Annotated in this window: 17 protein-coding genes; 14 read left to right on the top strand and 3 right to left on the bottom strand. The window is 65.1% G+C overall.

Annotated elements, in window-relative coordinates; translation table 11 throughout:
- From B2X67_RS19020 to B2X67_RS19065, 10 genes are all read left to right on the top strand, one after another.
- Positions 1 to 1779, top strand: a 1779-nt coding sequence (locus B2X67_RS19020; protein ID WP_286786465.1) for a T6SS phospholipase effector Tle1-like catalytic domain-containing protein, incomplete at its 5' end; no start/stop codon positions are given.
- Positions 1772 to 2431, top strand: a complete 660-nt coding sequence (locus B2X67_RS19025) for a DUF2931 family protein (RefSeq protein ID WP_286786466.1) — start codon at positions 1772 to 1774, stop codon at positions 2429 to 2431. The genes B2X67_RS19020 and B2X67_RS19025, both read left to right, overlap by 8 nt.
- A gap of 64 nt (positions 2432 to 2495) precedes the next feature.
- Positions 2496 to 2621, top strand: a complete 126-nt coding sequence (locus B2X67_RS19030; RefSeq protein ID WP_282344089.1) for a type VI secretion protein — start codon at positions 2496 to 2498, stop codon at positions 2619 to 2621.
- Between the two features lie 19 nt (positions 2622 to 2640).
- The gene (tagH, locus tag B2X67_RS19035) at positions 2641 to 3834 is read left to right on the top strand and encodes a type VI secretion system-associated FHA domain protein TagH (protein ID WP_286786467.1); all 1194 of its coding nucleotides are present in this window, start codon (positions 2641 to 2643) and stop codon (positions 3832 to 3834) included.
- Entirely contained in the window at positions 3834 to 4325 is a 492-nt protein-coding gene (tssJ, locus tag B2X67_RS19040) for a type VI secretion system lipoprotein TssJ (protein ID WP_286786519.1), read from the top strand. Before tagH ends, tssJ begins: the two co-directional genes overlap by 1 nt.
- Complete coding sequence (gene tssK / locus B2X67_RS19045; protein ID WP_286786468.1) at positions 4322 to 5653, top strand: type VI secretion system baseplate subunit TssK; 1332 nt, start codon at positions 4322 to 4324, stop codon at positions 5651 to 5653. The genes tssJ and tssK overlap by 4 nt, the downstream gene beginning before the upstream one ends.
- Positions 5654 to 5658: 5 nt before the next feature.
- Positions 5659 to 6525 (top strand): type IVB secretion system protein IcmH/DotU, encoded by an 867-nt coding sequence (gene icmH, locus B2X67_RS19050; protein ID WP_286786469.1) that lies wholly within the window; start codon positions 5659 to 5661, stop codon positions 6523 to 6525.
- A gap of 16 nt (positions 6526 to 6541) precedes the next feature.
- Positions 6542 to 10069, top strand: coding sequence for a type VI secretion system membrane subunit TssM (gene tssM, locus B2X67_RS19055; protein ID WP_282344083.1), 3528 nt, complete (start codon positions 6542 to 6544; stop codon positions 10067 to 10069).
- Positions 10069 to 10800 carry a PP2C family protein-serine/threonine phosphatase gene (locus B2X67_RS19060; protein ID WP_286786470.1) on the top strand — a complete coding sequence of 244 codons (732 nt, stop codon included), beginning with the start codon at positions 10069 to 10071 and terminating at the stop codon, positions 10798 to 10800. Before tssM ends, B2X67_RS19060 begins: the two co-directional genes overlap by 1 nt.
- Positions 10797 to 11792 carry a serine/threonine-protein kinase gene (locus B2X67_RS19065; RefSeq protein WP_286786471.1) on the top strand — a complete coding sequence of 332 codons (996 nt, stop codon included), beginning with the start codon at positions 10797 to 10799 and terminating at the stop codon, positions 11790 to 11792. Before B2X67_RS19060 ends, B2X67_RS19065 begins: the two co-directional genes overlap by 4 nt.
- 148 nt (positions 11793 to 11940) lie before the next feature.
- Here B2X67_RS19065 and B2X67_RS19070 read toward each other — a convergent pair whose 3' ends face one another.
- Both B2X67_RS19070 and B2X67_RS19075 read right to left on the bottom strand, forming a co-directional pair.
- The gene (locus tag B2X67_RS19070) at positions 11941 to 12936 is read right to left on the bottom strand and encodes an asparaginase (RefSeq protein ID WP_286786472.1); all 996 of its coding nucleotides are present in this window, start codon (positions 12934 to 12936) and stop codon (positions 11941 to 11943) included.
- Positions 12937 to 13024: 88 nt separating this feature from the next.
- Positions 13025 to 14464, bottom strand: a complete 1440-nt coding sequence (locus B2X67_RS19075) for an alanine/glycine:cation symporter family protein (protein WP_286786473.1) — start codon at positions 14462 to 14464, stop codon at positions 13025 to 13027.
- Between the two features lie 156 nt (positions 14465 to 14620).
- Between B2X67_RS19075 and B2X67_RS19080 the strand changes: the two genes are divergently transcribed.
- Entirely contained in the window at positions 14621 to 15439 is an 819-nt protein-coding gene (locus B2X67_RS19080; RefSeq protein ID WP_286786474.1) for a helix-turn-helix domain-containing protein, read from the top strand.
- A 71-nt stretch (positions 15440 to 15510) separates the two neighbouring features.
- Positions 15511 to 16380: a glutaminase B gene (gene glsB, locus B2X67_RS19085; protein WP_286786475.1), complete on the top strand. Its 870-nt coding sequence runs from the start codon at positions 15511 to 15513 to the stop codon at positions 16378 to 16380.
- Between the two features lie 125 nt (positions 16381 to 16505).
- Here the strand turns inward: glsB and B2X67_RS19090 are convergent, their stop codons facing one another.
- Positions 16506 to 17936, bottom strand: coding sequence for an aspartate ammonia-lyase (locus tag B2X67_RS19090; RefSeq protein ID WP_286786476.1), 1431 nt, complete (start codon positions 17934 to 17936; stop codon positions 16506 to 16508).
- 282 nt (positions 17937 to 18218) lie between these two features.
- Here B2X67_RS19090 and B2X67_RS19095 point away from each other — a divergent pair, with 282 nt between their 5' ends.
- Together B2X67_RS19095 and B2X67_RS19100 are read left to right on the top strand one after the other, a co-directional pair.
- Complete coding sequence (locus B2X67_RS19095; RefSeq protein WP_286786477.1) at positions 18219 to 19130, top strand: LysR substrate-binding domain-containing protein; 912 nt, start codon at positions 18219 to 18221, stop codon at positions 19128 to 19130.
- 122 nt (positions 19131 to 19252) lie between these two features.
- Complete coding sequence (locus tag B2X67_RS19100; RefSeq protein ID WP_286786478.1) at positions 19253 to 21016, top strand: L-lactate permease; 1764 nt, start codon at positions 19253 to 19255, stop codon at positions 21014 to 21016.
- The last annotated feature ends 30 nt before the right edge of the window (positions 21017 to 21046 follow it).

Consider the following 21046-nt stretch of genomic DNA (forward strand, 5'->3'; position numbering starts at 1 on the left):
GGGATTGCGGGGAGTCAGCACGTCAGAATAGGTAACGGGCAGTTCGTCGAAGCCGGTCAGGAAATCCATCTGGGTAGCGGTTTCAAGGTGGTTCTCGAAGCCGGCAGCGAACTGACCCTCAAGGGCGGTGGTAGCTGGATAAAGCTGGATGCCAGTGGCATCTGCATAAACGGCGCCACGGTGAAAATGAACTCGGGCGGCGCGCCAGGACGGGGTGCTAGCATCCGTATCCTCGGCCCGTTGCTTCCAGGTGCCGCCGCCGTATCCCAGGCCGGTGAAGTGCTGAGCAAGCCCCTGTCGAACGCGCTTGCGACAGTGCTTTTCAGCAGCCCAGTTGCAGAAGAAGAGGAGGAGGAAGAAGAGCTTGAAGAGGGCGGAATAACGCTGCGCATCGGTGTGTTCTTCGACGGCACCGGCAACAACCGGTCCAACAGTGAGAGCGTCGCGGGCTGCCACGCCAGGGATGTCGAACTTGAAGGTGCGGCGGAAGATATTCGTCGGTTCTGTGCGGCCTATGGTTACGACGGGCTGGGCCGCTCCCCGAACAATAGTTATGGCAACGACACCACTAACGTGGCGCGGCTGTATGACCTGTATGTCGACCAGAGCTACGAAGAGCTGGGGCCCGCTGCTAGGCAGGCTTCTTTCGCTGTGTACATGGAAGGGATCGGTACCAGCAGCGGCGGTGATGATTCCCTCTATAGCCAGGTGACCGGTCTGGGCGAAACGGGCGTTCTGGTGAGAGTCAAGCAGGCTCCAGATACTATCCAAGAGCGTGTGGCTCGGTTTGTCGAAAAAAATCCCGATGTTCTGATCCGTCGCATCGAGTTCGACCTGTTTGGCTTCAGCCGCGGTGCTGCGGCGGCCCGGCATTTCGCCAACGATTTGTTGAAAGGTCCGGGCAGCCTGCTTGCTTCTGCTTTGCCAGCAGACTCGCCGATGCTGGCTCCGGGGTTTGCCTGGCAGCCCAAGGTCGACTTCGGCATCACCTTCGTTGGTCTGTTCGATACGGTCGCCGGCATTTTCGATCCGCTGCACGGCGATCTCACCCCGGCCAATGCACTCAATCCCGGCCTGAATCTGCGGTTGGCTCCGGGGGATATCGGCAAGGTCGTGCAGTTCGTCGCTCGCGACGAACATCGCTACAACTTTGCCTTGATCAAGACAGATAACGACATCGTCCTTCCCGGCGCTCATTCGGATATCGGTGGCGGATACCTGCCGCAGGCCCGTGAACGGCTGCTGCTGAGCAAACCGCGCCTCAGCACGGAGAAATCCTACATTTCCAATGAGCGGTCCAAGGCTTATCTGGACACCCTCCGGGCGCTCGATGCGGATCTGCTTCCACTCCAGCGCTACGGGCTGGAACTGGAGATCGTCAGTTGGGCAGTGAACAGCGAGAACAATTATAGAAAAGCCTGGCATCAGGAAGAGAAACGCGTGTACGCCGCGGTGCGCAGCGACCGCCAGGTGGCGGGTGGGCTTTCTCTGGTGTACCTGCGAGCGATGCGTGAGGCGGCGGTGAAAGCAAAGGTGCCCTTCAAGGATATCCCTCCGAGCCCGCACTTGGCTTTCCCGGTCGAGCTGGAGTCCATATTTCAGAAACTGCAGGCACTCGTCCTCGGCGAAAGTGCCACCCCAGCGCTGAGCGAGGCTGAAGAGTCCCTTCTGTATCGGCACTACATCCATCTATCCGCGCACTGGAATGCATCCCTCAGTATCGTCTTCGCCAATCGGCCGACCGATAGCGGAGTACGGGAGGAATATCCCAATGAATGAGCTGAAGCGTCTCTGCGTGCTTTGCTTCGGCCTTGTGCTCGCCGGTTGCGTCCATGGCCTTGGTCGGCCACTGCCCTATGAGTCCTGGTGGCTAGGCTTCGGGGGGCCCAGCTACATGGAAGTGTGGATCGAAACGGCGGACGCGGTGGACATCCAGGGGCATGTGTTTCGGCGAGCGATGAGTGGCATTGCGTCGGTTCAGACCCCACCTAACTTCAAGGGTAAGCCGGAGGGGTGGCCAGCTAACCCGGGAGGGGGAAAAGGCAAGAACGTCAATGGCGCCGACCTGCCCCGCTTGATCTACGTGCGCTGGCAATCCTTGGCCGAGCCGCAGACCTACGAGGCCTACATTGAAATTCCCGAGGCGACCCGCCAGCAGATGCTCAGTAGCGAGCAAGTCTACTGCCGCGGTTTGGGTAAATGGATCACCGATTACCGCAACACCCTGACTATCGGATTGGCACCTGGTGGCGTCACCAAGACCTGGATTATGGGGGTATGCCTTCCCGCCATCGAGGTCGCTCGTGTGCAGGGGGCAGTGGTGAAGATCGGACCATTCCTGGGGAGAAGTGGTGGTCAATACGCCCTGCCGCTCGAGCCGGAGTCCAAAGCCTATATCGAAAAACTCGGGATTCCCTATGGGTCCTGGTAGGCGCTGCTCGCGCTCGTACGAGCACCCCATCAAGCCGACATCAGGCCCAGGGAGGGCCGATGGAATGAACAGATTATTGCTCTGCAGCCTGTTGGCAATGGCACTGGCTGGTTGCTCCGGAAACTACCGGTTCAACGACGATCAGTATCGGCCGCTGGGTGATCCGCAGGTGACCAATCGCGGTAACTGAAGGCAAGGAGTTACATGCCATGGAACTGGTTTTCGATATGGTCGGCACGCAGCAGTTCGCCCCCGGCCTGCTCACCAGCAAGACCTTCAAGCAGGCTGGCGGGATCATTGGGCGCGCGGACAACTGCGACTGGGTCATTCCCGACCGCAAGCGCGTGCTGTCCGGCTGTCATGCTCAAGTCAGCTATCGCGACGGCGCCTTCTATCTGACCGACACCAGCAGCAACGGCATCCAGCTCAAGGATAACGGTGCCAGCCTGGGCAAGGGTCAGCCGCAACGGATCGAACATGGCGCGGTGTACTGCCTCGGCGACTATGAAATCCGCGCGCGGCTGGTTCAGGATCCCGCCTCGTTCGAAGGCGACGTTGGCCGTCCGCAGCCCGCCGGCAGCATCATTCCCGACGATGCCTTTCTCGATCTGGACCCGCTGACCGCGCTGGATCAGCAGGAGCGCATTTACGCCGAAGTCGATGAACTCGCGGCGCTGACCCGTCCGCAACCTCCCGCAACACAGCAGCGCGATTACGCGCGGATAGACACCGAAAGCCTGCCGATCCCCGCGCTGATTCCGGCGGTGGCTGCGGTTGCTGCGCCCACAACGGCGGCGCCACCAACTTTTCCGGAGAGCTTCTGGGAGCGATATGCACGAGCCCTGGGCGTCGACCTCGGCGGGCTCGACGAGGCGCAGCGGGAGGCCCTGGTGCTCAGAACCGCACGCCTGCTTCGGCAAAGCATCGCCGGGTTGCAGCAGAGCCTGAGCACGCGCCGCGAACTGAAGAAGGAGCTGCGTCTGCCGCTGACGACGGTGCAGCCCACCGGGAACAACCCTCTCAAGAACGATCCGGACGGGCAGTCGGCGCTGGCCGCCCTGTTACGTGAGTCTGGTCCGGGCCAGCTCAGCGCCGAACAGGCGATCAACCGTGGCTTTCGCGACCTGCAGGCGCATCAGGTGGCATTGCTTGCCGCGAGCCGGACGGCGCTCAAGAGCCAGCTGGAACTGCTATCGCCCGAGCAACTGGCGCTGCGCTTCGAGCGCGAGGGCAAGTTGCTGTCCACCACCGCGGGTGCGCGGTGGCGCGCCTACGGACGCCTGCACCGGGTCATTCGGCAGGACGATGAATGGAGCGAACGGCTGTTCGCCGGCGATTTCGCCAAGGCCTACGAAGAGCAGGTCAGGCTCATCGCCACCCTCAACAATGACCTTCAAGGATGATGCCCATGATTCGTTCGCTGGCCCTGCCGGCCGCCCTGTTTGTCCTGGCCGGCTGCTCCTCGTTGTCGCCGTACTCGACGCTGACCAAGCTCGATCTCGAGCTGCGCGGCAGCGACACCCTGAACCCCGACCTCAATGGGCGGCCCTCTCCGATCGTCCTGCGCCTGCTCGAGCTTAAGCATCCCGTGGCGTTCGAGAATGCCGATTTCTTTTCCCTCTATCAGCGTCCCAAGGAAGCCCTGTCGCCGGATCTGGTCGCCCTCGAGGAGCTCGAACTGCGGCCGGGCGAAGAACGGCAGCTGAAGCTGTCCGTTCAGGAGGGCAGCCGCTACGTCGGCGTCTTGGCGGCCTATCGCGACCTGCCGGAGGCCCGCTGGCGCTACGTGATCGCGCTGCAGCCGCAGGAGCGCAAGTCCATCACGCTGCTGCTGGATGAACGCAGCATCGAGGATCCGGCGAGCGTCGTGGCCCCGGTAGGTAACCGGCCATGACGACGCAGAAGGTGGTCTGGCAAGAAGGCATGCTGCTGCGTCCGCAGCACTTCCAGCAGAACGACCGGTACTACGACTACCAGTTCAAGGTTCGCACGCAGCGCCTGGACAGCTACGCGTGGGGCTTTTTCTCGCTGGAGATCGACCGCCAGTTCCTCGGGACCGGAAAACTGGTGCTCAGTCAGGCCAGCGGCATCCTGCCCGATGGGACACTGTTCGAGATCGGCGCCGAGCGCGAGCCGCTGGCGCTGGACGTTCCTCCGAACACGGGTAATACGCCGATCTACCTGGCCCTGCCGCTGGTTTCGGGCAATCACATCGAAACCCGCCGGGTCGAGCAGAAGGACGTTCTTGCGCGTTACACCGCCATCGAAACCGAGGTGACCGATTCCAATGCGGGCGACGCCACGGCGAGCCAGGTCAATTGCGCGCGGCCGGATTTCCGCCTGCTCCTCGGCGAGCAGCAGAGCGACCAGGCCTACGTCAAACTGAAGCTCTGCGATGTGCTGGATACCACGCCGGACGCGCTGGTCAGTCTCGATCCGGAGTTCATTCCGACCTTCCTGCACTTCCAGGCCTCCGCCTATCTGCAGTCGTGCCTCAAGGAAGTGATCAGCATGCTGGCTCATCGCGGCGATACGCTCGCGGAGCGGATCAGTGCCACCGGCAAGGTGGGCGGCGCCGAAGTCGGCGACTTCATGATGCTCCAGCTGATAAATCGCTACGAGCCGCTCCTGCGCCATTACCTGGGCATCGAGCAGGTACATCCGGAGCAGATTTTTCGTGAGCTGCTCGGGCTTCTCGGTGAGCTGGCGACCTTCGCCAGCGAGAGCAAGCGCCCGCGTCTGGACCGTCGCTACCAGCACAGCGATCAGGGCCTGAGTTTTCGCCGGTTGATGGATGCGATCCGTCAGGTGCTGTCGATGGTGCTCGAACAGCACGCGATCGAGTTGCTCTTGCAGCAGCGCCAGTACGGTATCCAGGTGTCACCGTTGCATGATCACACGCTGCTTGGCGCGGCATCGTTCATCCTCGCCGCCAGTGCCCAGTGCGACTCCGAAGAACTGCGCAATCGGCTGCCGGCGCATCTCAAGGTCGGCCCGGTGGAGCGCATCCGCCAGTTGGTGAACCTCCATCTGCCCGGGATCAGGGTAAAGCCGCTGCCGGTGGCGCCGCGACAGATTCCGTTCCACGCCGGCAAGACCTACTTCGCGCTCGAACTCAACTCCCAGGAGCTGGCGCAGCTGGAGCGCTCCGGTGGTTTTGCCTTCCACCTGTCCGGTGAATTCCCCGGTCTCGAGCTGAAATTCTGGGCGATCAGGAACTGAACGACATGATCAGAGAAATGGATTACGCGCAGGACGACAGGACCGTCATCCTCAACCGCCACGGCGATGCCCCGGCGCACAGCCCGCTCACCGACTTCGCCGCGCCGCCCCGATACGAGCAACTGGAAGAGCGGATGATCTACGCCGCCCGCCTGCGTCCGGCACAGGCGTTCAACCTCAGCCTGAATCCGCTGGTGGCGGCCGCCTCGGCGCTGCTCTCGGACGTGGTGCGCCTCAAGCACAGCTTCGAGGCCGAGGATATCGGCGCGTTGCAGGCCCGCCTGGCCAGCGAGATCAAGCTGTTCGAGCACCGCGCGCTGCATGACGGCGCCGAAAGCAGCCAGGTAATGGCCGCCCGATATGTGCTCTGCACGGTGCTCGACGAAGCGGTGGTGACCACGGCCTGGGGCAACGAAAGCGAGTGGTCGCAGATGAGCCTGCTCAGCACCTTCCACAACGAAACCTTCGGCGGCGAGAAGTTCTTCCAGCTGCTGGAGCGGCTTTCGCGCAACCCGGTCAAGCACCTGCCGATGCTGGAGCTGATGTACCTGGCGTTGTCCCTCGGCTTCGAAGGCAAGTTTCGTGTCCTCCCGCGCGGCATGCTGGAGCTGGAGGCGATCCGCGACAGCCTGTATCGACAGATTCGCCAGCTGCGTGGCGATGTCCCGCGGGATGTCTCGCCTCACTGGCAGGGGCTGAAGGATTCGCGACGACGCCTGGTGCGCATCGTTTCAGGGTGGATGGTGGCGCTGTTCACGCTGATTTGCCTGGCGATCACCTATGGCGGTTTTGCCTGGGCGCTCGAGGCGCAGCGCGAAGCCGTACTGCAGTCCTACCGACTGCCCGACCCGGTCGCCACCGACCGTCAGTGAATCGAGGATGGAAGAAATGAAAGGATTCTTCGCCAAACTCGGCGCCTTCATGCGTAGGACATGGGTCTGGACACTCTGTCTCGTGTTTCTGCTGGCGCTGCTCGTATGGTTTGCCGGACCCTTGCTGGCGGTGGGTGACGTCCGCTTCTGGGAATCCGCAGACAGCCGACTGCTGAGCATCAGCGTGCTGTTCCTGCTGTGGGGCCTCGGCATGGTATTCGCCAACTGGCGCGCGACGGCCCGCAAGAAACGCGAGGAAACGGACGAGGTGGCGCAGCAACGCAAGCGCCGCGACAGCCTGCTCAACGAGGAGCAGGGCGAGTTGCGCAGCCGTTACCGCGACGCCTTGCGCACCCTGCGTCGTTCGAGCCTCTACCGCGGACGTAGCGAGCACTGGCGCAACCAGTTGCCCTGGTACCTGCTGCTTGGCCCGCAAGGCAGCGGCAAAACCAGCCTGCTGGACTTTTCCGGCCTGGAGTTCCCCCTTAACCCACGCGAGGATCGTTTGACCCGCGAGGTATCCGGCACCCGAAACGTCGACTGGTACTTTGCCGAGCATGCGGTCCTCATCGATTGCGCCGGGCGTTACCTCACACAGCCGGATGCAGCAGTGGACGCGTCGGCCTGGCAGACATTGCTTGGCCTGCTGCGTCGGCGGCGTGCCCGTCCCCTCAACGGCGTGCTGGTGAATGTTCCGGTCGATTGTCTGCAGAACGAGAGCGAGCAGGCGCTGGAGGCGCTTGCCCGCCAGGTGCGTCAACGCCTGCACGAGCTGCACCAGCGACTCGGCGCGGAAGTGCCGGTCTACCTCGTGTTGAGCAAGGCCGACAAGGTGCCTGGTTTCGAGGAGTTCTTCGATACGCTTTCCCGAGAGGAAAGCGACCAGGTGCTCGGCACCAGTTTTCGCCAGGAACAGAACGGTACGGACGCCCAGATAGTCCGCCAGGAGTTCGAAGAGCTGCTGCGTCGCCTGAACAGTCAGGTGATCCAGCGCATGCACCAGGAGCGCGATACCCAGCGGCGCGGGCGGATTCTCGACTTTCCCCACCAGTTGGGACAGATCGGCGAACACCTGTGCCTGTTCATCGAACTGGCCTTCTCCGGAAACCGCTACCAACGCGCCAGCCAGTTACGGGGCTTCTACCTGACCAGTGCGCCGCAGGTACAGGACGAACTCGATCCGGACACGCGTGCCATAGGGCGCCAGCTGGGTTTGGCGAGCGGCGCCCTGCCGACGTTCCGGCGCGGACGTGCGTGGTTCATCCATCACCTGATGGATCAGGTGATCTTTCCCGAAGCCGAACTCGCCGGGCTCGATCAGCGGGAGCGGCGGCGCATCGACTGGGGGCAGCGCGGCCTGTATGTCGCCGCCTGCATCTGTCTGCTGGGCTTCGGCGCTTTGTGGGCCAATGGCTTTTCGGCGAACCAGAACCGCCTCGAGCAGTTGCGCGCATTGGCGCAAGGCCTCGGCTCTGGGCGTAGCGAAACGGCCCGACAGGGTGATGCCGGCTCCGTACTGAAGGCGCTCGATGACAGCTTTGCGGCCACCCAGGTGTTTCCGGACTCCGACGAGGTGTCGATCGTCGACAGGGCCGGGTTGTATCAGCGGCGCCAGGTGGAGCCCAGCGTCACGCAGAACTACCGGCGCGACCTGGAGCACATGCTGTTGCCGCGTATCGCCGGGCAACTGGCTGCGCAGGTCCGCGCCAGCCTGGGCGACCGCGAGCGTCTGCTCGGTAGCTTGCGCGCCTACCTCATGCTGAATCTCGAGGAGCGCCGCGACCCTGCGGTTCTACGTGAGCGGCTTGCCGCCGACTGGTCGCAGCGTTATTCCGGTAACGCACAGGTTCAGGAGGGGTTGAGCAAGCATCTCGAACACCTGCTCGGCGGGCCCTTCAGCTACGTGCTGGATGATCGACTGGTCGCGCAGGCGCGAGAAGTGCTTCGCCGCGAATCACTGGCCAACGTCGTTTATCGGATGCTGCGTGAACAGGCGCGCAGCCTGCCGGACTACCGCTTCGCCCAACAGCTGGGGCCGCAGGCCGCGCTGTTCGGAGGAAGCGATTTCGCTATTCCGGGGTTCTACACCCAGCGAGGCTACGGGCAATTCTTCGTCGGCCAGGGTCCAACGCTGGTGCGTGACCTGATGCGCGACAACTGGGTGCTAGGGGAGGGTGACGGGTTGAGCGGTGGCGATCTCAGTCGCCTGCTGGTGGACATCGAGCAGCTGTATTTTCGTGACTACGCCAACTACTGGTCCGAGGCGCTGGCGCAGCTTTCCCTGGAGCCGATCGGCGACCCCCGGCAGGGGGCCGAAGAGCTTGCCGGCCTGAGCGCGGCGAACTCGCCGTTGCTGCAACTGCTCGCCGAGGTGCGGGACAACACCCGTTTTCGCGGCCTCGCCGACGTGACCGACGAGGGCCCGGAACTCGCGGATGCCGCGAAGGCGCTTGGCGCGAAGCCCAGGCTCGTCAAGCTGGCCGGCGTCGCGGAACAGGCCCAGGCAAGCCTGGCGAAGGCGCTGCCGGATACCGCGCGCAAGGCCGTGGAGCGACGCTTCCTGCCATTGCACCAGTTGCTGGATGACAACGGCGGTCCCGCTCCGCTCCTGCTGACGACCTTGCAGGCCCTCGACGGGCTGCAGCAGCAGCTTGCCGGCCTGGCCAGCGCGAGTGCGCCCGAGCAGGCCGCCTTCGAGTTGGCCAAGGCGCGCATGGGGGGCCAACTCGATGCGATCAATCTGCTGCGCGGTAGCTCCGCCCGTCTGCCGCAACCGGTCGGCGCCTGGCTCGGTGGGCTTGCCGAGGACAGTTGGATGCTGGTGCTCAATGGGGCCCATGACTATCTGAACCAGCGCTATCGGAGCGAGCTGTATGCGGCCTATCAGGGCTCGCTGAACCGCCGCTATCCGTTCGACGCGAGCAGTGCCAGCGATGTGGCGCTTGCCGACTTCCGAGAGTTCTTCAAGAGCCAGGGGATCGCCGAGCGCTTCTTCGAGGCCTACCTGAGACCCTTCGTCAGCGGTGCTGCCGACCGTTATCAACTTCGTCGGGTCGATGGCCGCGGGCTGCCACTGTCACGCGAATTCCTCCTGCAAATGGCGCACGCGCAAATCATCCGCCAGAGCTTCTTCGCCGAGAACGCCAGCGAGCCGCAGGTGCTATTCACGCTGGAGCCCTATTCGCTGGACTCCAGCCTGGGGCGCGCGGATTTCAGCGTGGGGGAACAACAGCTGGAGTACCGCCACGGGCCCATCGTGCCGACCGCCTTCCACTGGCCGGCGGCAGCCAGCGACGGGCGGACCAGCCTGGTGGTCGAGGAGTTGGGCGGCCGGCGCGTGGGCATCGAGCGCAATACCGGGCCCTGGTCGCTGTTTCGCCTGATCGACCTGATGCAGACCGAGTACTACAGCGGCCGCGATGTACTGATGCTCAAGGCCGACCTGGGCGGGTTGCGAGCCAACTACCTGCTGCATAGCCAGCGTTCGCCGAACCCCTTCGACGTGGCGATGCTGCGTGACTTCAAGCTGCCGGAAACCCTGTGATGGGCGCGCTGGCCGAGCGCCTGCGCAGCGCGGCGCGGACCGACACCGGCAAGGTTCGCGCGCGCAACGAGGATGCCTTTCTCGACCTGCCGGAGCGCCGCCTGTGGGTCGTCGCCGATGGCATGGGCGGGCATCAGCGTGGCGCGCTGGCGAGCCGGCTGATCGTCGATCGACTGGCCGGGCTGCCCGATGAGCGCGATCTGCAGGTGCGTGTGCAGGGCCTTCGGCGCTGCCTGCACGAGATCAACCGGCGCCTGCATCAGCACCTTACCGTCACCGCCGAGCGGCCCGACCCGGTCATCGGTAGCACCGTGGTAGCGCTGCTGCTGGAGGGCGCGCGGGGGGCGTGCGTGTGGGCCGGGGACAGCCGCTGCTATCTCTGGCGGCGCGGCAGGCTCTATCAGTTGTCACGTGATCATTCCCTGGAGCAGCAACTGCTCGACCGTGGTGAACTCAGCCCGCAGCAGGCGGCGCGGCATCCTGCGGCCCAGGCGCTGACCCGCGCCATCGGCGTCGCCGAGCCGCTGAGTCTGGATATCCTAGAGTTCGATATCTTCCCGGACGACGTGTTTCTGCTTTGTAGCGACGGGCTCTATCGCGAGCTGTCCGTCGGTGCGCTGGGGGCGGCGCTCAGCCTGCCATCGCCGCAGCTGGCGATCCGGCGTCTGTTCGACGAGGTGCTGGACGGAGCGGCGCGGGACAACCTCAGCGCCGTGGTGGTACGCCCATGACCGATCCGGCGAATCCCCTCGCCGCGGAGGCAGTCGCCGACCCGGACCTGACCTATTTTGCCTTCGCTGCCGGCGCGCGTAGCGGGCCGCGCGTGCCACCGCTGACGCCGACATCGGCGGCATTGCCCGAGGTGCTCTGCGGGCGCTACCGGATAGAGCGGCTTCTGGGTGTCGGTGGCATGGGCGCCGTTTACCATGCGTGCGACCTGCTGCGCGAACAGTTCGGCGACCCGCAGCCGTATGTGGCGTTGAAGACCCTCGGCGAAGACTTCGCCGAATACCCGGACGCCAGCGCACTGCTCTACAGCGAGTTCGCACTGACCAGCCGCCTGCGCCACCCCAATGTCGTGCAACTGCATGCGTTCGATATCGACCCGCTGAGCCAGCGCGCCTTCATCACGCTCGAGCTGCTGAGCGGTTGCACGCTGGATCGCTTCATCGACGAGCACCCGGCCGGCGCGCCGTGGGGCGATGCGCGGGAGATAGGGCTGGCGCTGCTGGAAGCGTTGGCCCATGCGCATGCCGCCGGCGTGCTGCATGGCGACCTGAAACCGAGCAACGTGATGGTTGGCGATCAGGGTCTGCGGCTGTTCGATTTCGGGCTCGGCCAGGCCCAGGAGAACCGCCTGCCGGGGTTGCCGCAATTGTGCCGCAGCCGTTTCGCCGCCTGGACGTTGCGCTATGCCGCGCCGGAACTGCTGGATGGCGAGGCGCTGAGCGCCGCTGTCGACATCTACGCGCTGAGCTGCGTGCTCTACGAGCTATGTACGGGGCGGCATCCGTTCCGCCGCCTCAGCGGCAAGCAGGCGCGGGCGATGCAGTTGCAGGCAGAAGCCTCGGTCCTGGCGCCCTCGATTGCCCGTGCCTTGCAGGCCGGCTTGGCCTTCGACCCTGCGCGCCGGGCAGGCCTGGACGAACTGCTCGAGGCCTTCCGCGCCGCGCCGCAACCGTCGTCGCGGCTGATGCGCTGGCTGGGCCGGCGGCCGGCATGAGCGGGAATCCGGCGCAGCACCGTCGCGGCGCTGGCTGAAGAGGAAGCTTGTGCAGATGCCGTATCGAATGTCGTTTGACAGGCCTGGATCAGCGGCGCCTGTTTTACGGCGCTAGAAACCGCCCGCCAGGCGACGCTTTCCTTGATCCTCAGCGTTCCGCCATTTCCCCGCACAGGTCCAGCGCCAGCCAGCGTTGCGCCTCGACCTGGTCGAGGCCGGCGCCGAGGAGGGTGAAGAGTTTGCCGAGGGCGGCTTCGCGGGTCATGCCGCCGGCGGAGACGAGGCCGGCGTCGCGCAGTTGGCTGCCGGCGGCGTAAACGCCGAATTCGACGTGGCCCTGTGGGCATTGGCTGATGGCGGCGAGCACGACGCCGTCGGCGTGGGCTTCGCGCAGGGCGGCGAGCAGGTCGGCGTCGCCCGAGGGGCCCGTGCCGCTGCCGTAGCACTCCAGCAGCAGGCCGCGCACGCCGCTGGCGAGCAGGGCGCGGACATGGCTGGCCTGGATGCCGGGGAACAGCGGCAGTACCGCGAGATTCACCGGTTGGCACGGCTGGCGGTAGGCGAGTGCGGCCGGTAATGCGCCGGCTATCTCGCCCTCTCGCCGGCGCGGCAGCACGGTGAAGGCGTCGAAAGCATCGCTGCGCAGCTTGGTGACCCGCGCGCCGTGCATCAGGGCGCCGTCGAAGAACAAATGAACGCCGGTTTTCAGGCCGTCGTGCAGCGCTCGCATCGCGCCGAACAGATTGCTCCAGGCGTCGCTGCCCGGCGCTCCCGCCGGCTGCATGGAGCCTGTCAGTACCACGGGGGCGGGCAGGCCAAGCAACAGGAAGCTCAGCGCGGCGGCGCTGTAGGCCAGGGTGTCTGTTCCATGCAGCACCAGCACGGCATCGCAGTGTTGTTCGTCGACAGCCGTGCGGATGAGCGCGGCCATCTGCAGCCAGTGGCTCTGGCTCATGTTGGCGCTATCGAGCGGCGGCAGCAGCTCCTGAAAGACCCAGGGCGGCATGCCCGCAGGGTCTTCCAGGGCCTGTTGCGTGCGCAGCCGGGCTTCGAAGCCGGAGCCCGGTGCCAGGCCTTCCGTGGTCATTTGCATGCCGATGGTGCCGCCGGTGTAGAGCACCAGAAGTTTTGCGATAGCCGTCATCGGGCCGTTCCCCTCGGAGGGTGTGGGCGCGCTTGGGCGCAGGCGGATGCCGCCGACGCCCGCGTGAGCGCGCCTTGTGCCGGAAACTCTAGCGGTGGCCGGTAACGGTGGGCGGGACGCTCGCGGTGACCTGCGGCGGCGCCGCCGGCGACCAGGCGCTGGTGTCCAGGTCGAGGTCGGCGTATAGCCCGGCATCAAATACCGGCGATTCGATGCCGGCCCTGACCTGCGCGTCATAGTCCCGCATCAGGCGCAAACCGACCTTGAAGAGCAGGGCCAGGGCAATCAGGTTGCAGATCGCGAGCAAGCCCATGGTGACATCGGCGAAGGCGAAGACGGTGCCGAGGTCCTGCATCGAGCCCCAGAGCACCAGGGCGATGACCAGGACACGGTAGACCTGAACCGGCGTGCGCTTCTGGCTGAAGAAGCCCAGCGCGTTCTCGCCGAGATAGTAGTTGTAGATCAGCGTGGTGAAGACGAACAGCAGCAGCGCAACGCTGACGAATACCCGGCCCCATTCGCCGACGACGGCAGCGACAGCGGTCTGCGTCAGCACTACGCCGGACAGTTCGCTGCCGGGCTGATAGACGCCCGAAAGCAGGATGATCAGCGCGGTGCAGGTGCACAGGATGATGGTGTCTATGAACACGCTGAGCGACTGCACGATTCCCTGCGCCGCCGGATGCTTGACCTCGGCGACCGCCGCGACGTTCGGCGCGCTGCCCAGGCCGGCCTCGTTGGAGAACAGACCACGCTTGACCCCCATGATGATGGCTGCACCGAGGCCGCCGGCGAACGCCGGCTCCAGGCCAAAGGCGCTTTTGACAATCAGCGCCAGAGTCGCCGGGACCTCGCCGATGTTCAAGCCGATCACCAGCAGCGCCATGGCGATGTAGGAGAAGGCCATCACCGGCACCAGCACGTCGGCGAAACGGGCGATGCGCTTGATGCCGCCGAAGATGATCAGGCCGATGATGGCTGCCAGCACCAGACCGCTCATGTAGGTCGGCACGCCGAAGGTGTCATGCATCGAACTGGCCACGGTATAGGACTGCACGGCATTGAAGCCGAAGCCGAAGGTGATCAGCAGCAGGATCGACACCAGGATGCCCAGCCAGCGCTGGCCGAGGCCATGCTGGATGTAGAACGCGGGTCCGCCGCGGTAGCTGCCATCGGCTTCGCGACGCTTATACAACTGGGCCAGGGAACATTCGAAGTAACTGGTAGCCATGCCGACGAGGGCGACTATCCACATCCAGAACAGGGCCCCGGGCCCGCCGAGCATGACAGCCACCGAAACCCCGGCGATGTTGCCGGCACCGACGCGGCCGGCCACCGAAAGCATCAGCGCCTGGAACGAGCTGAGTTGACCGGGCTGGCGCTGGAAGGCTTCGGCGAAGATTCGGAACATGCTGCCGAAGTAGCGGAATTGCACGAAGCGCGAGGCGACGGTGAAGAACAGGCCAAGGCCGATCAGCATCACGATCAGCAGCTTGCTCCAGATAAGGTCATTCAGAAGATCGAGCATACGAGGGCGTCTCTATGTTGTTGTTCTGCGAAGGGTAAACCGCCGGAAACCAGGAATGGTTGGTGATCGGGAAGGGCCAGTCAATTTCGCGGGCTTCGCCTGCTTGGAGCGATCTGATGCTAAGGTAGCGCTATTCGCATCAATCGAACCCGCCAGATGTCTGAATCCATCGGTGTCAATCTCAAGCTGTTGTGTAGTCACTATCGCTCTATCTCCGAGGTTTGCCGCAAGCTCGCGATCAACCGCGCGCAATTCAACAAGTACCTGAACGGGCAGAGCCGGCCCACCGCCTACAACCTCAGGCGCATCGGCGATTTCTTCGGTGTCGAGGACTACGAACTGGGCCTGCCACCCGAACAGTTCGCCCGGCTGATCGGCGCGCGCGGCGGCGATACGCCGAGCACGCCCTCCGGCGACCCGCTGTACAGCCTGCTGCAGCCGCTGCGCGAGCAGTCCGCCAGCCTGGCGCGCTACTGTGGGTACTACTTCGAGTACTCCAACTGCATGTCCGTGCCGGGCAACATCCTGCTCTCGCTGGTGCACCTGCGTGAGGAGCGCGGCACCTTCCTGTTCGAGCGCCAGGAACGTCAGGAGCGCTCGGCGAGCAGCAACCTGCCGGCCGAGGACTGGGTGCGCTGCCGCTACCTGGGCGCGGCTTTCCACCTGCAGGACCGGGTGTTCCTCATCGACTACGAGTCGCTGACGCTCAACGAGATGAGCCAGACCATCCTCATTCCCAGCTACAAGAGCCGCATCACCCGCCTCAATGGCATCAAGACCGGCGTCTCCAGCGGCGACCGCCGCACCCCGGCCTGCACGCGCGTGGTGTGGGAATTCCTCGGCGAGGAGATCAACCGGGTCAGCGCCTATCGCCAGGTCATGCTCTACCGCCCGGACGACCCGCGCATCGACGACGACGTGCGCCAGCGGCTGGCGGTCGGGCCGGTCAGGGACGGTTTGTTCGAGAGCTCGTGAGCGCTCTGGCCGTCCGCTGTGCTTTCGCACGGGCGGTCGGCGTCTAGCTGAGGTTGCCCGGGAGCCTGAGCATGCACGCGCTGTTAAGTGAGATCCTCGACGAAGTTCGCCCGCTGATCGGCCAGGGCAAAGTGGCCGACTACATCCCCGCGCTGGGCGAGGTGCCCGCCGCGCAACTGGGAATCGCCGTGTATGGCCTGGATGGCGAGGTGTTCAGCGCCGGCGATGCGCAGACGCCGTTTTCCGTGCAGAGCATCTCCAAGGTGTTCAGCCTGGTGCAGGCCATCGAGCACTCGGGCGAGTCGATCTGGCAGCGCCTCGGTCACGAGCCTTCCGGGCAGCCGTTCAACTCGCTGGTGCAGCTGGAGTTCGAGCGCGGCCGACCGCGCAATCCCTTCATCAATGCCGGCGCGCCGGCGCTGTCCATGCGCGATTTCGTCCGGCGCCTGTCCGGCAATCGCGAGGTGGCGGTGGACCTGCACGTCGCCGAATCCGAATACCGCCACCGCGCGCGCAACGCGGCCATGGCCTACCTGATGCAGGCCTTCGGAAATTTTCACAACGACGTGGAAGCGGTGCTGCGCAGCTACTTCAGTCACTGCGCGTTGCGCATGAGCTGCGTGGACCTGGCGCGGGCCTTCTCCTTTCTCGCCAACGACGGTTTCTGCACGCACAGTGGCGCGCAGATTCTCAGCGAGCGGCAGACCCAGCAGGTCAACTCGATCATGGCCACCAGCGGGCTGTACGACGAAGCCGGCAACTTCGCCTACCGCGTCGGCCTGCCGGGCAAGAGCGGCGTGGGCGGAGGCATCGTCGCCATCGTGCCGGGGCGCTTCAGCGTGTGCGTGTGGTCGCCGGAGCTGAATGCGGCGGGCAACTCGCTGGCGGGAATGGCCGCGCTGGAGCTGCTCAGCCAGCGCATCGGGGCCTCGGTGTTCTAGTCGGCGGCGCTTGCTGCCCTCTCCCCCGACCCGGAATCCAACCCATGAAAAAAGGAGATACAGCTCGCGCTGTATCTCCCTGAGGGGCTTGGGGAGAGTGGTCCCAACCGTTGACGCGTCAGGGCTTAAACGCTCGCCTTCAGCGGCACCAGGCGCGGGGCGATCATGTTTTCCGGGCGCAGGATGTCGGCGAGCATGGCGTCGTCGAGCAGACCTTCGGCGCGCACCAGTTCGAGCACGCCGCGGCCGCTGTCCAGCGCCAGTTTGGCGATGCGCGTGGCGTTCTCGTAGCCGATGTAGGGGTTCAGCGCGGTGACCAGGCCGATCGAGTGCTCGACCAGTTCGCGGCAGCGCTCGACGTTGGCGCTGATGCCCACCACGCAATGCTCGCGGAGCATGTCCATGGCGCGCTGCAGCAGGCGGATCGAGTCGAAGATCTTGTAGGCGATCAGCGGCTCCATCACGTTGAGCTGCAGCTGGCCGCCCTCGGCCGCCATCGTCAGCGCCAGGTCGTTGCCGATGATCTCGAAGGCGACCATGTTCACCGCCTCGGGAATCACCGGGTTGACCTTGCCCGGCATGATCGAGCTACCCGGCTGGCGCGGCGGCAGGTTGATTTCGTTGATCCCGGTGCGTGGGCCGCTGGAGAGCAGCCGCAGGTCGTTGCAGATCTTCGACAGCTTCACCGCGGTGCGCTTGAGCATGCCGGAGAACAGCACAAACGCGCCCATGTCGGAGGTGGCCTCGATCAGGTCGGCGGCGGCTTTCAGCGGTTGGCCGCTGATCTCGGCGAGCCGGGAGACGGCGATCGCCTGGTAGCGCGGGTCGGCGTTGATGCCGGTGCCGATGGCGGTGCCGCCGAGGTTCACTTCGGTGAGCAGCTCGGGGGCCAGGCGGCGCAGGTGCTGGAGGTCTTCGCCGAGGGTGGTGGCGAAGGCGTGGAATTCCTGGCCGAGGGTCATGGGTACGGCATCCTGCAACTGCGTGCGGCCCATCTTCAGCACCTGGGCGAACGCCTCGCCCTTGGCGGCGAAGGCCTGGATCAGGCTTTCCAGGCTGGCCAGCAGGGTGTCGTGGCCAAGCAGCAGGCCGATGCGGATCGCCGTCGGGTAGGCATCGTTGGTCGACTGCGCCATGTTCACGTCATTATTCGGGTGCAGGTGCTGGTACTCGCCTTTCTGCTTGCCGAGCGCTTCCAGCGCCAGGTTGGCGATGACCTCGTTGGCGTTCATGTTGGTCGAGGTGCCGGCGCCGCCCTGGATCATGTCCACCACGAACTGCTCGTGGAATTCGCCGCGGATCAGCCGTGCGCACGCCTGGCTGATCGCCGCGTGCTTGTCCGCCGACAGATAACCTAGCTCGCGATTGGCGTCGGCGGCGGCCTGCTTGACCATCGCCAGGCCCACCACCAGCTTCGGGTAGTGCGCCAGCGGAACGCCGGACAGGCGGAAGTTGTTGAGCGCGCGCAAGGTCTGGATGCCGTAGTAGGCCTCGGCGGGGACTTCGAGGGTGCCAAGCAGGTCTTTTTCGATGCGAGGGGCGGCGACGCTGGACATGATGGTGAGCTGACTCTGGGAAAGGCGGACGATGCCGCGATGCCGTGCAGAGTAGGGCGACCTGCGAGGGGCCGGCCAATGCTGTTAAACGCTGGCCCATGCCGGAACGGCATATCCATTCGGGTGACCTTTTCCTCTGGCGGAGCGTGTCAGGCCGAACTATTCCCTCATTGCGGCGATTGCTGCCGTTTTTAGGTCTCTTCCAACGGCGAGCAGTGATGGATTTTGAGCCGCGTGATGCAGTAGAGGCATAATCCCTTCGCCGCCCTGCCGAGAACTGCAATGAACCTGGAAACCAAATGGCTGGAGGACTTCATCGCCCTGGCCGCCACGCACAGCTTTTCCCAGGCGGCGCAGAAGCGCTTCGTCACCCAGCCCGCCTTCAGCCGGCGCATTCGCAGCCTCGAGGAAGCGCTGGGGCTGACCCTGGTGAACCGGACGCGCACGCCGGTGGAGCTGACCGAAGCCGGGCAGTTGTTCCTGGTCAGCGCGCGCAGCGTGGTCGAACAGCTGGGCGAGGTGGCGCGCCATCTGCACCACCTCGAAGGCCAGCAGGGCGAGGTGTTGCAGATCGCCGCGGCGCATTCGCTGGCGCTGGGGTTCTTTCCGGTCTGGATCGCCGGCCTGCGCGAGCAGGGCCTGAACATCGCCAGCCGCCTGCTGGCGAGCAACGTAGGCGAGGCCGTGCACTCGCTGCGCGAGGGCGCCTGCGACCTGATCCTCGCCTACTACGACCCGGATGCCGCGCTGCAGATGGACCCGGAGATCTTTCCCTCGCTGCACCTGGGCGCCACCTCGATGCTGCCGGTGTGCGCGGTGGCGGCCGACGGCCAGCCGTTGTTCGATCTCGACAGCGGGCAGAGCGTGCCGCTGCTCGCCTACAGCGCCGGAGCCTTTCTCGGTCGCTCGGTGAACCTGCTGCTGCGCCAGCGTGCATTGCGCTCGACCACGGTCTACGAAACGGCGATGGCCGACAGCCTCAAGAGCATGGCGCTGCAGGGGCTGGGCGTGGCCTGGGTGCCGCGGCTGAGCGTGGAGGCAGAGCTGGCGCGCGGCGATCTGCGCGTGTGCGGCGGCGAACACTGGCAGGTGCCGCTGGAGATTCGCCTGTACCGCTGCGCGCTGTTGCGCAAGGCCACCGTGCGCCTGCTCTGGCGCAAGCTCGAAAGTGCGGCGAACAGTGCTAAGGAGTGAGGTTTCCGGGCTTTTTTCGATCGGCCTGGCAAGCTGGGAAAACGACCTATACTGCTGCTGCTTTTCGTGCTGCAGGACCGCTCCGCACCGTTCGCTACTAACAATAAAAAAAGAGGTGGCACATGATCTGGCAACAACTCTACGACCCCTTTGACAATGCGCTGTTATCGACGCTGATGGCCGCCGTCCCGGTGGTCGTGATGCTCGCGGCGCTGGCCTTCTTCCACGTCAAGGCACACCTGGCGGCCCTGATGGCGCTGGGCTCGGCGTTGGTCATCGCGATCTTCGCCTTCGGCATGCCCGCCGGCATGGCAGGTTCGGCGGCGCTCTACGGCGCGGCCAACGGTCTGCTGCCAATCGGCTGGATCGTCCTCAACATCATCTTCCTGCATCGCCTGACCACCGAGAACGGCTCGTTCAAGGTGCTGCAGGACTCCCTGGCGCGCATCACCGACGATCGGCGCCTGCAACTGCTGCTGATCGCCTTCTGCTTCGGTGCCTTCTTCGAGGGCGCGGCGGGCTTCGGTACGCCGGTGGCGGTGACCGGGGCGATCCTCATCGGCCTCGGCTTCTCGCCGCTGGCGGCCTCGGGCCTGGCGCTGATCGCCAACACCGCGCCGGTGGCGTTCGGCGCGCTGGGCACGCCGATCATCACCCTGGCCAAGGTCACCGGGCTGGACGAGATGGAGCTGTCGGCGATGGTCGGCCGGCAACTGCCGTTCTTCTCGGTGATCGTGCCGTTCTGGCTGATCTGGGCCTTCGCCGGCTGGCGCAAGATGATGGAAATCTGGCCGGCGATCCTGATCGCGGGGGTCACCTTCGCCGTGCCGCAGTTCATCGTCTCCAACTACCACGGCCCGATGCTGGTGGACGTGATCGCGGCGCTGATCTCGATGGCCTGCCTGACCGGCTTCCTCCGGGTCTGGAAACCGAAGACCGTCCACACCTCGGCGGCGCTGTCGGGCCGCGTCGACAATTCCAAGGTGGATGTCGATCCGGATGAGAAGCCCGGCGGCGCCGCGGCGTTCTCCGGCGACGGCCAGCGCGCCGTGCTGCGCGCCTGGATGCCGTGGATCATCCTCACCGTGTTCGTCTTCGCCTGGGGCACGCAGGGCTTCAAGTCGATGTTCGATACCCGTCCCGCGCTCGATCCGCAGACCGGCGCGGTGCTGCTCGACCCCACCGGCAAGCCGAAGACCGAGGCCAACCCGATCTTCTCGCCGGTGCTGACCTTCGACGCCATCCACCAGAAGATCGAGAAGGTCCCGCCGGTCGTGCCGCAGGCGAAAACCGAGGAGGCGCTGTACAAGTTCAACTGGTTCACCTCGACCGGCAGCGGCATCCTCTTGGCGGCGATCATCGGCGGTCTGCTGATGGGCTACTCGCCACTGGCCCTGGCCAGGCATTACGTGAAAACGATCTGGGTGGTGCGTTATTCGCTGATCACCATCGTGGCGATGCTCGCGCTCGGTTTCCTCACGCGCTACTCGGGGCTGGACGCGACCATGGGCCTGGCGTTCGCCGCGACGGGGATCTTCTATCCGCTGTTCGGCACGCTGCTCGGCTGGCTAGGGGTGGCGCTGACCGGCTCGGATACCGCCTCCAATGTGCTCTTCGGCGGGCTGCAGAAGGTTACCGCCGAGCAGCTCGGGCTGAGCCCGGTGCTGATGGCGGCGGCCAACAGCTCCGGCGGGGTGATGGGCAAGATGGTCGATGCGCAGTCGATCGTGGTCGCCTCCACCGCGACGCGCTGGTATGGGCACGAGGGTGAAATCCTGCGCTACGTGTTCTTCCACTCCATCGTGCTGGCCGTGCTGGTCGGCCTGCTGGTGACCTTGCAGGCGTACGTCTCGCCGTTCACCGCGATGGTGGTGGGCGGGCACTGACGCCGACGACGGGCCCGCAGCGCCCGTCAC

The organism is Pseudomonas sp. UBA3153, from assembly GCF_002364635.1.
GTDB classification, from domain to species: Bacteria; Pseudomonadota; Gammaproteobacteria; order Pseudomonadales; family Pseudomonadaceae; genus Pseudomonas_O; species Pseudomonas_O kuykendallii.

Bases quoted from the DNA above. Each gene is read 5' to 3' on its own strand.
- B2X67_RS19025 (WP_286786466.1), top strand. From the start codon at position 1,772: ATGAATGAGCTGAAGCGTCTCTGCGTGCTTTGCTTCGGCCTTGTGCTC.
- B2X67_RS19030 (WP_282344089.1), top strand. From the start codon at position 2,496: ATGAACAGATTATTGCTCTGCAGCCTGTTGGCAATGGCACTGGCTGGT.
- tagH (WP_286786467.1), top strand. From the start codon at position 2,641: ATGGAACTGGTTTTCGATATGGTCGGCACGCAGCAGTTCGCCCCCGGC.
- tssJ (WP_286786519.1), top strand. From the start codon at position 3,834: ATGCCCATGATTCGTTCGCTGGCCCTGCCGGCCGCCCTGTTTGTCCTG.
- tssK (WP_286786468.1), top strand. From the start codon at position 4,322: ATGACGACGCAGAAGGTGGTCTGGCAAGAAGGCATGCTGCTGCGTCCG.
- icmH (WP_286786469.1), top strand. From the start codon at position 5,659: ATGATCAGAGAAATGGATTACGCGCAGGACGACAGGACCGTCATCCTC.
- tssM (WP_282344083.1), top strand. From the start codon at position 6,542: ATGAAAGGATTCTTCGCCAAACTCGGCGCCTTCATGCGTAGGACATGG.
- B2X67_RS19060 (WP_286786470.1), top strand. From the start codon at position 10,069: ATGGGCGCGCTGGCCGAGCGCCTGCGCAGCGCGGCGCGGACCGACACC.
- B2X67_RS19065 (WP_286786471.1), top strand. From the start codon at position 10,797: ATGACCGATCCGGCGAATCCCCTCGCCGCGGAGGCAGTCGCCGACCCG.
- B2X67_RS19070 (WP_286786472.1), bottom strand. From the start codon at position 12,936: ATGACGGCTATCGCAAAACTTCTGGTGCTCTACACCGGCGGCACCATC.
- B2X67_RS19075 (WP_286786473.1), bottom strand. From the start codon at position 14,464: ATGCTCGATCTTCTGAATGACCTTATCTGGAGCAAGCTGCTGATCGTG.
- B2X67_RS19080 (WP_286786474.1), top strand. From the start codon at position 14,621: ATGTCTGAATCCATCGGTGTCAATCTCAAGCTGTTGTGTAGTCACTAT.
- glsB (WP_286786475.1), top strand. From the start codon at position 15,511: ATGCACGCGCTGTTAAGTGAGATCCTCGACGAAGTTCGCCCGCTGATC.
- B2X67_RS19090 (WP_286786476.1), bottom strand. From the start codon at position 17,936: ATGTCCAGCGTCGCCGCCCCTCGCATCGAAAAAGACCTGCTTGGCACC.
- B2X67_RS19095 (WP_286786477.1), top strand. From the start codon at position 18,219: ATGAACCTGGAAACCAAATGGCTGGAGGACTTCATCGCCCTGGCCGCC.
- B2X67_RS19100 (WP_286786478.1), top strand. From the start codon at position 19,253: ATGATCTGGCAACAACTCTACGACCCCTTTGACAATGCGCTGTTATCG.